General features: G+C 74.2%; 8 protein-coding genes. All 8 read left to right on the forward strand.

Going from position 1 to position 17,682, the window contains the following annotated elements; all coding sequences use genetic code 11:
- Positions 1–125: 125 nt before the first annotated feature.
- The 8 genes from VF092_13330 to VF092_13365 all read left to right on the forward strand — a co-directional run bounded on the left by VF092_13330 (position 126) and on the right by VF092_13365 (position 17,666).
- Positions 126–3,461, forward strand: a complete 3,336-nt coding sequence (locus VF092_13330; protein HEX6748272.1) for a hypothetical protein — start codon at positions 126–128, stop codon at positions 3,459–3,461.
- A gap of 9 nt (positions 3,462–3,470) precedes the next feature.
- A complete protein-coding gene (locus VF092_13335) occupies positions 3,471–6,572 on the forward strand; it encodes a hypothetical protein (GenBank protein HEX6748273.1) in 3,102 nt (1,033 codons plus the stop codon).
- Positions 6,573–6,600: 28 nt separating this feature from the next.
- A complete protein-coding gene (locus VF092_13340) occupies positions 6,601–10,425 on the forward strand; it encodes a hypothetical protein (GenBank protein ID HEX6748274.1) in 3,825 nt (1,274 codons plus the stop codon).
- Positions 10,426–10,521: 96 nt separating this feature from the next.
- Positions 10,522–14,286 (forward strand): hypothetical protein, encoded by a 3,765-nt coding sequence (locus tag VF092_13345; GenBank protein HEX6748275.1) that lies wholly within the window; start codon positions 10,522–10,524, stop codon positions 14,284–14,286.
- Between the two features lie 13 nt (positions 14,287–14,299).
- Positions 14,300–14,896, forward strand: coding sequence for a hypothetical protein (locus VF092_13350; protein HEX6748276.1), 597 nt, complete (start codon positions 14,300–14,302; stop codon positions 14,894–14,896).
- 1 nt (position 14,897) lies between these two features.
- Positions 14,898–15,674, forward strand: coding sequence for a hypothetical protein (locus tag VF092_13355; protein HEX6748277.1), 777 nt, complete (start codon positions 14,898–14,900; stop codon positions 15,672–15,674).
- Positions 15,675–15,716: 42 nt separating this feature from the next.
- Entirely contained in the window at positions 15,717–17,153 is a 1,437-nt protein-coding gene (locus VF092_13360; GenBank protein ID HEX6748278.1) for a phage tail sheath C-terminal domain-containing protein, read from the forward strand.
- Positions 17,154–17,174: 21 nt separating this feature from the next.
- On the forward strand, positions 17,175–17,666 hold the full coding sequence (locus VF092_13365) for a hypothetical protein (GenBank protein HEX6748279.1): 492 nt from the start codon (positions 17,175–17,177) through the stop codon (positions 17,664–17,666).
- Positions 17,667–17,682 lie beyond the last annotated feature (16 nt).

Raw genomic sequence — 17,682 nt, forward strand, 5'->3', positions numbered from 1 at the left:
TCCCCTCCGCCGCCGCCCGCCGGCCCGCGGCACCCCCCGGCGCCCGCCGCACCGGCCCGCGCCGCGCCACCCTTCTTCCCCCTCCTCCGCGCCTTGGCGAACCCCCAGACTCTCCCGGCCGACTGATGCCGACGCTGCAGGCCAACCTCACGGTGAAGCTGGACGTGGGCTCGCTGGTGGGCGGGCTGGGCGGCACGCTGGCCGGCCCCGCCGGCAGGCTCACCGCCATCGCCTCGCCCGCGTCGGAGCAGGAGATCGGCGCCACGGCCGAGCTCGCCGGCAGCGTGGAGATCGGCGGCATCGGCAACGTGGCCGGCCAGGTGGCCGCGGCCGCGGGCGGCGCGCTGCAGGGGCTCCCCGGCGCGCAGGAGGTGATCCGCCCGGTGACCGACGCGCTGGCGCTGGTGCAGACGGTGAGCGCCGGCGACCTGGAGGCGCAGCTGCGCGGGCTGGGCGAGCGGCTTTCCACCGAGTTCGACCCCGAGAGCCACGGCGGCACCCTGGGCGCCCTCCTGAACGTGGGGCAGGTGCTCTCCTCCGCCCCCGAGGGGCGGGTGCTGCTGGAGCTGCTCACCTCGTTCCTGGGCCGCGCCGGCGTGGACGTGTCGCCGAGCGCGCTGACGGGGGGCGACGTGATGCCCGCGCTCGCCGGCGGGCTGCAGGTGATCGCGGGGATGATGTGCATCGAGTCGGTGCTGGCCGAGGCCGAGCGGCTGACCGGGATCATGGCCGCGCAGCTGGACCCCGGCTCCATCCGCCCCGAGCTGTCGGCGGTGCGCGCCTGCCTGTCGGAGAACGGGCTGGCCGCCTTCGTGTCGACGGTGGACGTGGGCGACGCCGCGCAGGTGGACGCCGCGGCCGCCGCCATCGTGGCCTGCGGCGCGCGGCTCGACGCGCTGCGCTCCAAGCTCTCCGCCGCGCTGGGGTTCGGCGAGGCCACGCTGGTGCACATGGACGTGGACCGGGTGCAGGCCGAGGTCCGCGCCGGTCTGGACCTGGTGCGCACGGGCGACCTGGAGCCGCTGGGGCGGCTGGTGGCGCGGCTGCTGGAGCGGCTGCAGCCGGTGTTCGCGCTCGACGTGTCGGGCGAGGTGGCGGGCGGGCTGGACGGGGTGCTGCGGGGGATCGAGGAGCAGGTGGAGACGCTGGCCGCGGCCATCCGCGCCTTCGACACCTCGGCGCTCTCCGACCCGCTGGCGCAGGGGCTGGGCGCCGTCTCGGGCGTGGCCTCCACCGTCACCAGCGCCATCGACGGCGCCAGCGGCGCGGTGCGGGGCGCGCTGGCGCAGGTGACCGCCGCCATCCGCGCGCTGCCGCTGGACGAGATGGCCGACGCCATCCGGGCGGTGATGGACCGCGTGGGCCAGGCGCTCGACGCGGTGCGCGCGCTGGTGCACACCATCCAGACCGCGCTCGAGGCCGCCGGCGGCGAGGTGACCGGCGCGCTGGAAGAGGTGGAGGGCGTGCTCGACACCTTCCAACACGACGTCGACGCCTTCTTCGCCGAGGCCCGGACCTTCGTGGAGAGCCTGGACCTGGACGCGCTGCTGGGCGGGGTGACCCAGGCGGTGACCGCGCTGAGCGAGGCCGTGGCCGGCAACCAGCTGCACGCCGTGTTCGACACCACCGTCGACGCCATCGGCGGCGCGGCCGACGTGGTGGGCAACATCCCCTTCGGGCTGATCCCCGACTCGATGAAGGGCGAGCTGGACGCCGCGGTGCGCCCCATCAAGGAGGCCGACGCGGCCGCCGCGCGCGACCAGGTACTGGAGCTGCTGGCCATCCGCGACGGCCACTTCGAGATGACCGCCGACCTCACCGTGGCCGTCGAAGAGGTGCAGGCGCAGATCGACGCGGTGCTGGCCGCGGTGCGCGGGCTGGACCCGCGCGGGCACCTGCGGCAGCTGGACGAGTCGCTGCACGCCCTGGCCGAGAAGATCCGCACGCTGGCGCCCGACCTGGCGCTGGAGCCGGTGCAGGCGGCGGTCGACTCGGTGCGCGAGGCGCTGGCGGGCTTCGACCTCGAGGCGCAGCTGGCGCCGGTGCAGGCGGCCTTCGACCAGGTGCTGGCGGCCATCGACGAGTACTCGCCGGTGCGGCTGATCACGCCGGTGGAAGAGGCGCTGGACGAGGCGCGCGGCAAGCTGGTGGAGCTGGTGCGGCTGGCCGAGTGGGAGCCCACGCTGGACGGGATGGTGGAGCAGGCGAAGGGGCTGCTGGACCGCTTCGACCCCGCGCTGCTGGAGCCGCGCATCCGCGCCGCGCTGGACGAGGCCACCGCGCTCCTCGACCTCCTCCCCGACCTCCCCCTCGGCACGGGGCTCGGCTCCCTCGTCGCTGCCCTCTTCTCCGGCAGCGGGCGCATCATCTACGGCTCGTCGTTCGGCCCCGTGATGGCGTGGCTGGGCGGCGGCGCCTCGGGCACCGCCGAGCTGAACGCGCGGGCGCTGCGCGTCTCCGACAACGTGCAGCGCACCCAGGGCGCCGTGGCCGAGCTGGAGCTCGACGCCGCGGCCGCCGACACCGCCGCCGGCCACCGCGCGCTGCTGGCGGCGATCGCCGCGCTCCCCGCGGGCGCCGGGCGCGACCGCCTGCGCGCCGCCGCCGAGGCCATCGCCGCCGAGGAGGTGATGGCGGCGCTGGTGGCAGGGCGCGCGCGCTACCAGCAGCGGCTCGCGACGTCGGCCGCGGCGGCGGAGACGCTCCGGCGCACGGGGTTCTCGGAGATCGACGTGGGCGCCGGGCGCTTCCGCGCGGCGGCCACGCCGTTCGGCACGCTGGGCGGCTTCCTGCGCGGGATCCTGGCCCGGCTGGGGATCACCGGCGTCGAGGACGGCCTCCCCGGCATCGCCCGCTCGCTCCTCGCCGTCGTCACCCCCGAGCGGCTGGCGGGGATCGTGGTTCCCATCTACGCCGCCTTCCGCGAGCGCATCGAGGGGCTGATCGACGCGGTGGCCAACCCGGTGCGCGACGCCATCCACCAGATCACCCAGCTGGTGAACGCGGTGGACCTGACCCCGCTGCGCGAGGCGGTGCAGGAGGCGGTGGACGCGGCGAAGGAGGAGGTGTCCGCCTTCTCCCCCGCCGTCCTGCTGGCGACGCCGATCGCCTCCTTCAAGGCGCTGCAGGAGGAGCTGGCGGGGTTCAACCCCGTGGGCGAGATCGTGGCGCTGCTCGAGGCCATCCGCGACGCCGCCGCCCGCGTGCTCGACAAGCTGTCGGCCGAGCGGCTGCTGGCCAGCGCGCTGGCCATCTACGACCACGTGCTGGCCGAGCTGGAGAAGCTGGACGTGGCCGACCTGGTGGTGGACCTGCTGGCGGCGCTCGACGCGGTGGCCGCCGGGGTGGAAGACGGGCTGGAGCGCACGGTGGAGGCGTTCCAGCGGCTGCAGGCCGCGCTCCCCGGCGGCGGCGGAGGCTCGTCGGTCTCCGTGTCCGCCTCCGTTTCCCTGGCCGCCTGAGAGGCGCCGATGGCCGGACCCGTGACCCACGCGGCGGTGCTGCTGCTGGCGCGCGACCGCATCGCCGAGATCCGCGACACGCTGCAGGGGCGCAAGGACGCCGGGGTGCCGCTGAACCCGGTGGAGGAGAACATCCGCGCGCTGGCCGACACCACGCTGCTGCTGCTGACGCGGGTGAACTCGCACCCCGGGTCGCTGCCGGTGCGGCCGCTGGGCACCACCGTGGGCGAGGGGATCTCGCGCTTCGCGCTGCTGGGCGCCATGGGCCCCGCCATCCCCTCCTTCTCCACCCTCCTCACCCCCTACCAGGACTGGGTGGCGCGCGTGGTCCACTCGGGCAACGCCGACCCCAACCGCGAGCGGGTGCTGTCGCAGAGCACCGACTTCGCCTTCCGCTTCTGGACCGAGGCGCAGCGCGAGATCGGCCTGCTTCCGGCGGGCGACCGGGTGGCGGCCACGCAGAAGATGCAGGCCTTCGTGCTGGGCTGGCTGTCGCACGTGGCCACCGACGTGGTGACCGCGCCCTTCCTGGACGCCTACCGCTGGAGCCTGCGCCCCAAGTCGCGGCTGCGCTTCAGCGAGGACGGGAGGTCGGCGGTGGAGGCCGAGGCGCACCTGGACGCCCTCGTCTCCAGGCAGGTGATGCTGCGCTCCAGCACCCGCTCGGGGCCCGGGTGGAGCGACTGGTTTCCCGCCACCGACCAGGTGGAGGACTGGTTCTACTCGGCCTATCACGAGGCGCTGAAGCGGGCGTACGACACCGAGCGCAACCCGCCGCGCGGCTACAGCGAGTTCGAGGAGCGCTACGACGACTATCCCCGCCCCGGCGAGTCGAAGGCCTTCCTGAAGAGCGGCTACCGCACCTTCCGCGACTGGGCCATGCCGCTGGCCTACGACCACACGGTGGGCAGCTTCTGGCTGTGGATCTCGGGGATCTTCTTCGCCTGGCCGCTGATGGCGGTGCCGCCCTTCATCCTGCTGCTGAAGGAGGGGCGCAAGCGACTCCTCCCCCGCGACGCGAACCACGGGTCCGAGCAGGCGTGGTACGAGCTCCTTTCCCTCCCCCTCTTCCTGGGCGGGTGGATTCCCCCCATCGCCGGGCCGGCGCTGTTCAACCCGCTGACCACGCGCGAGGGCGGCGTCTATTTCTGGCTCTCCTGGGCGCTGTCGGTGATCAGCTTCGTCCTCTCCTCCGTCTCCTTCGGCTACGCGGTGGACAGCGACGCCGACGATCCCAGCGCCGGGGTACGCTGGGCGCTGCTGCTGGGGGTGCCGCTGGGGCTCCTGGTCGTGCACCTGATCTTCATCTTCCGCGACCTGGGCTACAACGAGCGGCGCGCGCACCGGCTGCTGCCGTTCATCTTCCTGATCCCCTTCTTCATCTGGGCGTTCAGCCTGGCGCTGCACCTGATCCTGCACGTGCTGCTGGCCGAGGAGGCCGCCGAGTCGGGCGACCTGACCGCCGCCGCGCCCTTCTGGCTGACCTGGGCGGGGTGGCTGGTGGTGGCCATCGTGCTCTGGCTGGTGGTGGCGTTCTGGCTGCGCGACTGGATCGTCCCCGAGTACGCCGGGCAGCACGCGGCGCTGCGGCCGCGCACGGTGCGCCTCTTCGACGAGGCCACCCTCTACCGCCTTCCCGACCCCAACGGCGGCACCTTCTTCCCCTCCGGCCGCCGCAAGCTGATGAAGCTGTGGTGGGAGGGGGGCGGGGAGATGTTCGTGCGCTCCGAGCGCAACCGCCTGCTCTTCAGCCGCACCTCCGACGGCGCCAACCCGCAGGAGATCCCCGCGCCGCTGGCGCCGATGCGGGTGGCCGAGTACGGCGACTTCCTGACCCGCCGGGTGCTGGACGAGGGCACCGCCGGCAAGCTGCGCTGGCAGGTGGCCGACGTGCGCGACGCGGGGCTCGATTACGAGCTCCCCGCCGGCGCCACCTTCGCCGACACGGGCGACGAGGACGACACCGAGCTGTCGAAGCACGACGTGAAGGCGGCCAAGTGGGTGAAGCTGGCCGCCAGCGCCGACGCCAGCGACTACTACCTCTACCACGCCCCCAAGCCCGTCCTCGCCGTGCACTGGGGTCCCGGCGGACCGGTGGCGGCCGACCGCTTCCGCACCCTGTCGGCGGGGGCCGCGCCGGCGGGAAGCACGGTGGAGGTGCCCGCTGCGGACCTGCGCTCCGTCGTCGGTACGAACACCACCTTCGCCACCTTCTTCCGCCCCGGCGACGTGATCAAGGTGGGCGACGAGAAGCGCGCCGTGCAGGAGGTGGTGAGCGACACCCGCCTGCGCGTCTCCCTGGCCTTCCCGGCGGCGGTGGCGGCGGGGGCCGACTACACGCGCCTGTCGCAGGACCGCTTCCACGACGTGGATGGCCCGGGAAGCGTGGAGGGGGTGAGCGACGGCGGCGGCTTCACGCTGAAGGGAAACGGGACGCGCTTCGGCGAGACCTTCATCCCCGGCGACCGCATCCGCGTGCACGACGGCGACTTCTGGCAGGTGCGCACGGTGCACACGATCGTCTCCAACACGCTGCTGAGCGTGGACCAGGCCTTCCGCCCCACCATCGGCTCGCCGCTGATCGGGGGGAAGGACTACGAGCGGCTGGGCGCCGAGGACGCGCTGGGCTACGCCTTCGCCCCCAACTCGCCCGACGGCGACGAGCCCGACGACACGCTGCTGGCCAACGCCGCCGACCTGGCCGCGCTGCTGTGCATGGGCGGCGCCTCGCACGTGCAGGACGCGGTGCCGCTGGTGGGCGACCGGGTGTGGCAGGTGTTCCGCAACTGGAACCTGGACCGCCGCCGCGTCAACGAGTGGCAGATGCTGGTGGCCGGCTCGGCGGTCAGCGAGAAGGACCCCGCCAACCCCGCGGCGCGCGACGCCGCCATGCACCCCGACGCGGTGCCCACCCGCACCCCCGACGGCGAGAAGACGGCCACCCGCCACGGCTGGGTGCCGGTGCTGCGCAAGTGGCTGGAGATGCACCGCCGGGGCGCCGACCCGCTGAGCACCTCCATCCGCCGCCGTCCGGGCGACCCCACCAACCACGAGCTGACGCAGGCGATGGGGTTCCTGCTGAACCAGGACGTGCCCGCCGGGCACGCCTGACTCGTCGACCACACCGCGTTTCGCGAGCATGTCCGACATCGTCGACGACCCCCTGGCGCGCACCGCCGCCTTCTACCGCCGCATGGGGCTGAGCGAGAACAGCTACGCCACCACGGTGGACGGCGCGATCCGGCACGCCACCGCGGGCGCCGCCGCGCCGCCGGCGCACCACTGGGTGCCCATCGGCCCGCGCAGCATCGGCGGCCGGGTGCGCACGCTGGCGCAGCACCCCCGCGAGCCGCTGCGGCTGTACGCGGGGAGCGCGCACGGCGGGGTGTGGCGCAGCGCCGACGGCGGCGACAGCTGGACGCCGGTGGGGAACCCCGATCACGCCATGCCGGTGGGCGCGGTGGCGTGCTCGCCCACCGACCCCGACGTGGTGTACGTGGGGAGCGGCGACCCCGTCCCCTTCAAGGCCGGCGGGCGCGGGCTCTTCCGCTTCGACCTGGCGCCCGGCGCGCCCTTCCCCTTCCTGCGCGTGGTGCCGGCCGCCACCACGCTGCGCTACTGCGCGCTGGCGGTGGACCCGCACGACGGCGACCGCCTGTGGGGCGCCTCGCCCGACGGGCTGTGGCGGGTGCAGATGGCGCCGCCCGGCGCGCCGGGGGGTGCGCCGGTACCCACCGTGACGCCGGAGTTCGGCCCCGCGGCGGGCGTGCCGGGCGGGCCGCCCGCTGGCGAGCCGGCGCTGGCCGCGTATCCCGCGCCGGTGGTGGCGGTGGCGGCCAACGGAAGCTACGCCACCGACGTGGTGGTGGTGCCCGACACCCGCAGCGCGGCCACGGTGATGCTCGGCGGGCGCGGCCCCTTCCCCCAGTTCCTGCTGGTCTACGTGGGCGTGTGGGGGCGCGGGGTGTACCGCGGCCGGCTGGACCGCGGCGCCGCGGCGCCCTTCCCCATGCAGTGGCGCGACCGTCTCCCCGTCCCCTTCCCCGGCAACTACGGGCGCGTGCTGGTGGCGGCGTGCCGCAACCACCCCGAGCACCTGTACGCGGTGGTGGGTACGGCCAGCAAGGTCACGCGGGTGGGCGAGGACAGCGAGGCCAGCGAGCTCTACTACTCGAAGGACCACGGCGACAGCTGGGAGAAGCGGGGGCGGCTTCCCGACCGGGGGCAGGCGTGGTACAGCATGGTGCTGTTCGTCCACCCCGAGAACCCGCGGGTGGTGGTCCACGGCACGGTGAACCTCTACTACAGCTCCGACGCGGGCGAAAACTGGTCCACGCTGATCGACTGGCTGGACTACGACCGCGGCGACCGGGCGCGCCACGCCGACCAGCACTGGGGGTTCTTCGACCGCTTCGACCCCGCGCGGCTGTGGATCGTGAACGACGGCGGCATCTCCCTCGCCGACACCCGCCGCCCCCCAGCCTCGCGCGGCTTCTGGCGCAAGCGCAGCCACGGCATCTCGGCCGCGCAGTTCCAGGACGTGACCGTGCACCCCGCGCACACCTTCATCACCGGCGGCGGGCTGCAGGACAACGGCACCTACCTGAGCTACGGGGGCGACTCGTGGTACCGGGTGGGCGGCGGCGACGGCGGCTCGCTCTCGTTCGAGCCCAACGACCCGCGGCGCTACTACACCTCCACCGCCGGCAGCCCCGAGGGGGGATGGATGTGGCGCGCGGACGTGAGCTCGGCGCCGGTGAAGGTGTCCGACGACTCGTACGTGACCTACGCCATGCCCGAGGCGCCGGTGGCCAGCGGCGTCTACAAGGTGCTCACCGGCACGATGTCCCTCCCCGACGGCAGCCTGTTCAGCCCGGCGAAGAACGGGCTGTTCTACGGGATCCACGCGCACCACCCCTCGCGCACGGGGCACCTGCTGGTGGGGCGCAAGGAGGCCGCCTGGCTCACCACCGCCGGGGGGAACGGCTGGCGGAAGATGAACACGGGCGCCTTCCACCCGTCGAACGCCGAGGTCAGCGTGGTGGCGTACTCGCCCGGCCTTCCCGACGACGAGTTCTGGATCGGCACCACCGGCGGCGAGGTGTTCCGCACCGCCAACGGCTCGGTGGCGCTGGGGGGGAGCGACCCCGCGTGGAACGACATGTCGCCGCGCAACCCCGTGCCGCCCGGCGGGGCGGGGCCGGGTGTGCTGCGCTGGGGCGCCTCCTCGGTGCTGGGGATCGACTTCGACGCCACGCGCAACCGCGACCCGGCGGGGCGCCCCGGACGGGTGGCGGTGGCGGTGGGCGGCCGGGTATGGCTGTGGGACGACGGGTGGGCGGGCGACGGGTGGATCGAAATCACCGGCGCAGGCCCCACCGGGCTCCCCCCCGGCCCCGTCTCCGGCCTGGCCTTCGACCCGCTCGACCGCAACGTGCTGTACGTGGGAACGCTGGCCGGCGTGTACAGGCTGATGAGCGCCCTTCCCCCGGTGCCCGCGCCGCCGCCGCCCGGCCCCGGCGGCGCCAAGCCCGCGGCCCCCGCCTTCGCCGCCACCTGGGCGCCCTTCCACGCGGGGATGCCGCTGGTCGTCGTCACCGACCTGCAGGTGATCCGCGACCCGTTCCCGCCCGCCGCGGCGCCGGCGCGGTCGCTGCTGCGCGCGGCCACCTACGGCCGGGGGATGTTCGAGTGCCACCTGCCGCCCACGCCCGACGCCAGCTGGCAGACGATCCTCTACATCCGCCAGTACTCCATCGACGACGGGCTGCACCCGCGCCAGGCGCCCGCCGCGCTGAACGCCGCGCCGCTCAACGGCGATCCCCGCGCGCCGGCCGGGCAGCTCCCCTTCAACCTCTTCAGCGGCTACGACATCCGCGTCGACGCGCCGCCGTACACCTGGCTGGAGGACACGGTCGATCCCGTCGAGTTCGACGAGGACCTGCCGACCGATCCGCTCGTAGTCGGCGAGGTGAACTTCGTCTACGTGCAGGTGCACAACCGCGGGTGGGACACTGCCGCGGCCACGGAGGTGCACCTCTTCTTCGCCCCCGTCGCCGTCCCTGCCCCGGGCGCGGACCCGGCGCTCCCCGCGCTCCCCGCCTGGGGCGGCTTCCCCGCCGACCCCGTCCCCGCGCCGTGGGTGCGGGTGGGCGCCGCGCCGCTCGCCGTGGACCTGCGGCCGGGAGATCCGCGGGTGGTGCGCTTCGACTTCGTCCCCCCGGCGACCGTCGCGGGGCAGCGCGTCGCGCTCCTCGCCGTCGCCAGCCGCGCCGGGGACGTCCCCGTGCTTCCCGCGGCGGGGCGCGCGATGGCCGACTTCCTGGCCGACGAGCGGCGGGCGTCGCTGCGCATCGTCTCCGCGGGCGACTTCTTCCCCGTCTACATCCGCGACGGGGTGGAGGACAGCGGGCACTCGGGCGACGTGGCCTGGGGCGGCCGCAGCCCCGACATCATCATCATCCCCCCCGCCGGTCCGGTCCCCGGCGACCCGCACGCGGCCTTCGCCAACCGCGCCGACCCGCGCGCCGACGACAAGCTGACGGGCGGGGGCGACAACACGATCTTCGTCCGCGTCTTCAACCCCTCGCAGCTCGACGTGGACGTGGAGGTGGAGCTCTTCCAGGCCGTCGCCGACCACGACGGCTTCCGCCGCGACCAGTGGACCGCCGTCACCCCCATCACCCCCGTCGCTGGGCGCGCGACCCACGCCGCGCTGCACGTGCTGAAGGGCGGAGACCACGCGGTGGCCGGCTTCCGCTTCAACCCGCCCGACCCCGACGCCGGCGGCGACCCCGCGTACAAGGCGTACCTGCTGGTGGCGCTGGTGCACCTGCCGCCCGCGTCGCCCCTCCCCGACCCGGCGGGCGTGGACGCGGTGCCGAAGTTCTGGGACCTGGTGCGCTCGTCCCTGGCCGCCAAGCGCGCGGCACTCAGGGCGGTGCGCTGGGTCCCCGCCCCGTGAGATACGAGAAGAAGAAGATGGAGATGGAGATGGAGATGACGATCACCCCGGCGCCGCGTCCGGCGCCGCGCAACCCGTAACGGATCCCGCGCCCGCATGTCCGACGACGTCGTCGACGATCCGCCCGCACGCACCAGCGCCTTCCTGGACTACATGGCGCTCAGCGCGAACGACTACCCCGACAAGCTGGACGGGGCGGTCGCGCACGCCACGGCGGCCGGGGCCGCCGCGCCGCCCGCGCACCACTGGGTGCCCATCGGGCCGCGCAGCGTGGGCGGGCGCGTGCGCTCGCTGGCGCAGCACCCCAACCAGCCGCTGCGGCTGTACGCGGGAAGCGCCACCGGCGGGCTGTGGCGCAGCACCGACGGCGGCGACACCTGGGCGCCCGGGGGCGACCCCGCCCACGCGCTGCCGGTGGGCGCCATCGGCGTGTCGGCGCAGCACCCCGAGGTGGTCTACGCGGGGACGGGCGACCCCGTGGCCCACAAGCCGGGCGGCCGCGGGCTCTTTCGCTTCGACTTCGGCGCCGGGCCGGCGCCCGTGCCGCTGCGGATGGCGGCGCACGGGATCACCGCGCGCTACACCGCCATCGCCGTGGACCCCGACGACGGCAACCGCTTCTGGGGCGCGTCGCCCGACGGGCTCTGGCGCTTCCAGTTCGTGGCGCCGGTGGGCGCCGCGGCGCACGCGCCGCCGACGCGCGAGTTTCCCGCCGCCGCCATGGCCGGCCCCCCCGCGGGCGAGCCGGCGCTGGCCGCGGCCAACGTCCCCGCGCTGGGCGCGGACGACTACGCCACCGACGTGCTCGTCGTCCACGACACCCGCAGCGCCGCCACCGTGAACCTGGGCTTCGGCGCGGTTCCCCAGTACCTCCTGCTGTACGTGGGGATCTGGGGCGAGGGGGTGTTCCGCGGGCGGCTGGACCGCGGCGTGGCGGCGCCATTCCCCATGGAGTGGCGGGCGAAGCTCCCCGTGCCCACCCCCGGTTCCTTCGGCCGCGTGCTGCTGGCGGCGTGCCGCAAGCACCCCGAGCACGTCTACGCCGTCGTCGGCACGGGCGACGACAACAAGACGGCCAGCGAGGTCTACCACTCGTCGGACCGCGGCGACACCTGGAAGAAGCGGGGGAAGCTCCCCGAGAGCAGCCAGGCCAACTACAGCATGGTGCTGTTCGTCCACCCCGAGAACCCCGCCGTCGTCGTCCATGGGACCGTCGACCTCTACTACAGCTCCGACTCGGGGGAGAGCTGGAAACGGATGCTGGATTGGGAGGACTACGACCGCGGCGACCGTGCGCGCCACGCCGACCAGCAGTGGGGGTTCTTCGACCGCTTCGACCCGTACCGCATCTGGATCGCCAACGACGGCGGGATCTCGGCGGCCGACACCCGCCGCCCGCCCGCCTCGCGCGGCTTCTGGCGCAAGCGCAGCCACGGGATCGCCGCCGCGCAGTTCCAGGACGTGACCGTGCACCCCAGCCTGCGCTTCATCACCGGCGGCGGGCTGCACGACAACGGCAGCTACGTGAGCTACGGCGGCGACTCGTGGTACCACGTGGGCGGCGGCGACGGCGGCGCGGTGGCGTTCGAGCCCAACGACCCGCGGCGCTACTACTTCGCCGCGGCGATGACGCCGGGCGGGCGCATCTACCGCGGCGACGTGGGCACCGCGCACCAGAAGGTGCCCGGCTCCTCGAAGGTGAGCTACGTGATGCCCGAGGCGCCGGTGGCCAGCGGCGTCTACAAGATCCTGCTGAAGACCATCAACCCCGACGCGGAGGCGAAGGGGCTCTTCTACGGGATCCAGACGCACCACCCCACGCTCGCCGGGCACATGCTGGCGGGGCGCAAGGGCGCGGCCTGGCTCACCACCAACTCGGGCGACGACTGGCGGAAGATGAAGACGGGGGACTTCCACCCCGACGACGCGCTGGTGGCGTCGCTGGCCTACGCGCCCAACGCGGCCGGCGAGGAGTGGTGGATCGGCACCAACCGCGGCGAGGTGTTCCGCACCGCCAACGGTTCCGTCGCCTCGGGCGCCAATCCCACGGACCCGACGTGGAACGACATGACCTCGCGCAACGCGCCGGCGGTGGGCGCGGCCGGGCCGGGGAACCCGCGCTGGGGACGGCGGCCGGTGCGGGGGATCGACTTCGACGCCACCCGCAACCGCGACGCGGCGGGGCGCCCCGGGCGGGCGGCCATCGCCGTGGACGAGAACGTGTGGCTGTGGGACGACGGGTGGCTGGGCGACGGATGGATCGACATCACCGGCGCGGGCGCCACCGGGCTCCCGTCGTCGCCGATCACCGCGGTGGTGTTCGACCCGCTGGACCGCAACGTCCTGTACGCGGGGACGCTGGCCGGGGTGTACGTGCTGATGAGCCCGCTCCCGCCGGTGCCCGCGCCGCCGCCGCCCGGCCCCGGCGGCGCCAAGCCCGCCGCGCCCGCCTTCGTGCCCCGGTGGGCCCCCTTCCACGTGGGGATGCCGATCGTCGTCGTCACCGACCTGCAGGTGATCCCCGACCCGCTCTCGCCCGCGGCGGGGCCGGCGCAGTCGCTGCTGCGCGCGGCCACCTGGGGGCGGGGGATGTTCGAATGCCACCTGCCGCCGACGCCCGACGCCAGCTGGCAGACGCTCCTCTACGTCCGCCAGTACTCCATCGACGACGGGCTGCATCCCCGGCAGGCGCCCGCCGCGCTCAACGCCGCGCCGCTCAATGGCGATCCCCGCGCGCCGGCCGGGCAGCTCCCTTTCGACCTGTTCAGCGGCTACGACATCCGCGTCGACGCGCCGCCGTACACCTGGCTGGAGGACACGGTCGATCCCGTCGAGTTCGACGAGGACCTGCCGACGGACCCGCTCGTCGTCGGCGAGGTGAACTTCGTCTACGTGCAGGTGCACAACCGCGGGTGGGACACGGCGGCGGCCACGCAGGTGCACCTCTTCTTCGCCCCCGTGCCCGTCCCCGCGCCGGGCGCGGACCCGGCGGTCCCCCAGCTCCCCGCCTGGGCCGGCTTCCCGGCGGACCCCGTCCCCGCGCCGTGGGTGCGCGTCGGCGCCGCCGCGCTCGCCGTCGACTTGCGTCCGGGCGAGCCGCGGGTGGTGCGCTTCGACTTCATCCCCCCCGCATCGGTCGCGGGACAGCGGGTCGCGCTCCTCGCCGTCGCCTCGCGCGCGGGGGACGTTCCTTCGCCCATCGGCGCGGCGACGGGGGTGGACGCGTTCCTCACCGGCGAGCGGCGGGCGTCGCTGCGCGTGGTCTCCGCGGGCGACTTCTTCCCCGTCTACGTGCGCGACGGCGTCGAGGACAGCGGGCACTCGGGCGACGTGGCCTGGGGCGGCCGCAGCCCCGACATCATCATCATCCCCCCCGCCGGCCCCGTCCCCGGCGACCCGCACGCGGCCTTCGCCAACCGCGCCGACCCGCGGGCGGACGACAAGCTGAAGGGCGGGGGCGACAACACCCTCTTCGTGCGCGTCTTCAACCCCTCGCGGCTCGACGTGGACGTGGAGGTGGAGCTCTTCCAGGCCGTGGCCGACGACGACGGCTTCAAGCAGGCGCAGTGGACCGCCGTCACCCCCGTCACCCCGGTCGCGGGACGGGCGACGCACAGCGCGCTGCACGTGGCGGCGCAGGACCACGCGCTGGCCCCGTTCCGCTTCAACCCGCCCGACCCCGACGCGGGCGGCGACCCCGCGTACAAGGCGTACCTGCTGGTGGCGCTGGTGCATCACCCCGCGAACTCGCCCTTGCCCGACCCGGCAGGCGTCGACGCGGTGCCGAAGTTCTGGGAGCTGGTCCGCTCGTCCCTGGCCGCCAAGCGCGCGGCGCTGCGGGCGGTGCGGTGGGAAGCGTGAGAAAGGCGACACCATGATCGTCCGTCCCATGATCGGCGGGTGGGAGCCGCCCATGATCGAGCGCATCGCGGCCGTCGAGGCGCGCCGCCTGGCGGTGCTCCCCGTCCCCGGCCTCTCCGGCGACCTGCACCAGGACCTGGGGCGCGGCGCGCTGGCGGTGGAGATCACCGGCTCGATGAACGGCGACGAGGCGCGCGACGCCTTCCTGAAGGAGGTGCGCACGCGCTTCCTGGCCGGCGACCCGGTGGACTTCGTGGCCGACATCGTGGCCGAGAGCGAGCTGGAGCAGGTGCTGATCGAGGAGCTGCGGGTGGAGGAGGTGGCGGGGAGCGCCGACTCGTTCCGCTACCACGTGGTGCTGCGCGAGTACACCGAGCCCCCCGAGCCCCCCACCCCGTCGATGGACCTGGGGCTGGAGCTCGACGCCGACCTGGACCTGCTGGCGGACCTCGGGCTCGACATGCTCGACATCCCCGCCATCCTCCCCGACCTCCCGCAGATCGGCGACCTGCTGCAGCCGCTGCAGCCCGCCGCCGAGGAGCTGAAGGGAACGCTGGCGGGCGCCGCCTCGCTGCTGGACCCGCTGAAGAACCTGCTGGGAGGCGAGTGAGATGTCCGAGCGCTCCTTCCTTGCCGCGGTGCGCACGCACCTCTCCGGCGCGGGGCTGTCTCCCGCCCCGGCGCAGGTGGGCCCCGCCGAGCCCGACGACGCCGACGACCTCCCCGCCCTGGTGCTGTCGCTGGACGAGACCAGCGTGGCGGGGAACGGCGTGGGCGAGCGCAGCAGCCTGATGACGGGGGCGCTGCGCTGGGAGGCGACGATCGACGTCGCCCATCCCGTGCTCCCCGACGACCCGTCGTTCAACCTGCTCGACGGCACGCGGAAGATCCTGGTCCTCCCGCACGGTGGGCTGGTGCGCGCCGACGGCACCGAGGGGCCGCTGGGGCCGGGCGACCTGGCGGTGACGCTGAACGGCAACCCGCGCGCGGTGACGGCGGACGCGGGGACGGGAACGCTGACCTTCGCCACCGCGCTGCCGCCCACGGGGACCGTGGTCGCGCAGTACTTCGTGGGCCAGTGGGAGCGGCGGGTGGAGCGGCTGGCGGGGGTGCTGCGGGTGGACGCCTGCGCCGCGACGGCGGCCGACGCGGCGTCGCTGTCGGACGCGGCGCTCGACGCGCTCTCGGGCGAGCGGGTGCGCCAGGGGGTGCAGCGGCTGCTGAGCTTCGGGGTGGCCGGGGTGGGCTCCATCGGGCCCACCGAGCAGGGAACGGGCGCGCGGCGGCGGACGATGCGCTTCGCGTTCGTGCACGAGCAGGACATCGACCGTCCGGACAGCTCGGGCGGCGTCATCCGCGGCATTCCGATCACCACGCACCTGGGCTGACGCGCCCCGAGGCGTCCCTATCCAACCTGCAAGGAGCGGACGATGAGCGAGACCATAGGCGAGATGATCATCCCCGGCACCTACATCGAGGTGCGCTCGGAGGGGCTGATCGGGGTTTCGGGGATCAGCACCGGCAACGTGGGGGTGGTGGGCACCGCCAACCGCGGCCCGCTGAACCAGGTGAAGGTGCTGGGCAGCTACGCCGAGGCGCTCGACACCTTCGGCAGCTACGACGCCTGGCCGGCCGACAAGGCCGACATCCCCAGGGCGCTCTCCCTGGTGCGGGCGCTGGAGCAGCTGTTCAAGGGCGGCGCGCAGACCGTGTACGCGGTGCGCGTGGCCAACACCGGCGTGACCGAGATGGCCAGCACCACCTGGCAGGTGAAGACGGGCACCAGCAACGCCTTCACCCTGACCGCCACTTCGCCGGGCACCTGGGCCAACGACATCGTGGCCAAGATCGAGACCACGGGCGACCCGGCCAGCTCGGCCACCCTCACCCTGCAGCTGGGACGGGTGAAGGAGAGCTTCACCGCCGCCACGGCCGAGGCGCTGGCCGCGCAGGTCAACGAGGGGAGCCGCTTCGTCACCGCCGGCGCGGTGGCCTCGGCGCAGAAGACCAAGGTCCCCACCGCGGTCGAGGCGCCGACCGCGGTGGGCACCAACGGCGACCCCATCACCACGGTGGAGCTGGCCGCGGGGCTGAACCTGCTGGCCTCGCAGCCGGTGAACATCGTCACCGCGGGGGGGATGGACATCAAGACCGCGGCGGGGGCGATCCTCGCCCACCTCGAGGCCACGGAGAACGACGGCCGCGAGCGGATCGCCGTGCTCGGCGCCTCGACCGACGCGCCCGACGTGATCGCCGACGCGGCGGCGGGCGACGCCAGCCGGGGCTCCAACCCGCGGCTGGTGCTGGTGGCGCCGGGGATCCTGGCCGACGACGCGGCGCGCACCGGCGCCAACCGCCAGGTGAAGCTCACCGCGCCCTACGCGGCCGCGCTCGTCGCCGGGCGGATGTCGACGCTGGCGCCGCACGTGAGCCTGACCAACAAGGACGTGGCGGCCGACGGGCTGACGCGCGTGTACACCCGCGCCGAGCAGAAGATGCTGCTGGGCGGCCAGGCGATGGTGCTGGTGCAGAACCTGGGGATCCGGGTGCTGAAGGGGATCACCACCGACACCGGCGCGTTCCGGCAGGTGTCGGTGCGGCGGGTGGTCGACTACGCCAAGGAAGGGGTGCGGCGCGGCTCCAACCCGTACATCGGCCGGCTGAACAACCCGCGGGTGCGGGCGGCGCTCAAGGCAACCCTCGACGGCTTCCTGTCGGGGATGGTGCTGGACGAGATGCTGACCGGCTACGCCCTCGACGTGACGGCCACCCGCGCGCAGGAGATCACGGGCCAGGCCATCGTCACCATGACCCTCCAGCCCACCTTCTCGATCGACTTCGTGAAGGTCATCATGAACCTGCAGTAGCCGCCCGGAGGCTGAAGAGAGATGCCGAACACGGTCTATTCGGGAGCCGACGGCTCCATCGCGGTGGCGGTCGACGCGGGTCCCGCGGGCGACAAGGCCAAGGAGATCGCCGACCGGTACCAGATGACCCCCGTGGGGCGGGTGACGGGGGTGACGGTGCGGGTGACCAACGACGTGAAGCCCTTCCACGAGCTGGGGCAGCGCTTCGCCACCGAGCTGCGCTCGGGGAATCTGAACGTCTACGGCACCATCGAGCGGGCGTACATCAACGGCGCGCTGCTGCGGCTGATGCTGGGCGACGCGGCCGACAGCCGCCCGGCGGGCGCGTTCGTGGGCCCGCAGTTCAACCTCAGCCTGCGCCTGCAGGACCCCGCCATCCCCGACGCCAGCACCACGGTCACGGTGATGGGGGTGCAGCTGAGCGAGTGGAACTACTCCATCCCCGAAGACGACTTCGTGATGGAGCGCCTGTCGTTCCGCGCGCTCTGGATCAAGGCCGACGAGACGGGGTGAGGCTGATCGCCGGCAG

Source organism: Longimicrobium sp. (assembly GCA_036377595.1).
Classification (GTDB): domain Bacteria; phylum Gemmatimonadota; class Gemmatimonadetes; order Longimicrobiales; family Longimicrobiaceae; genus Longimicrobium.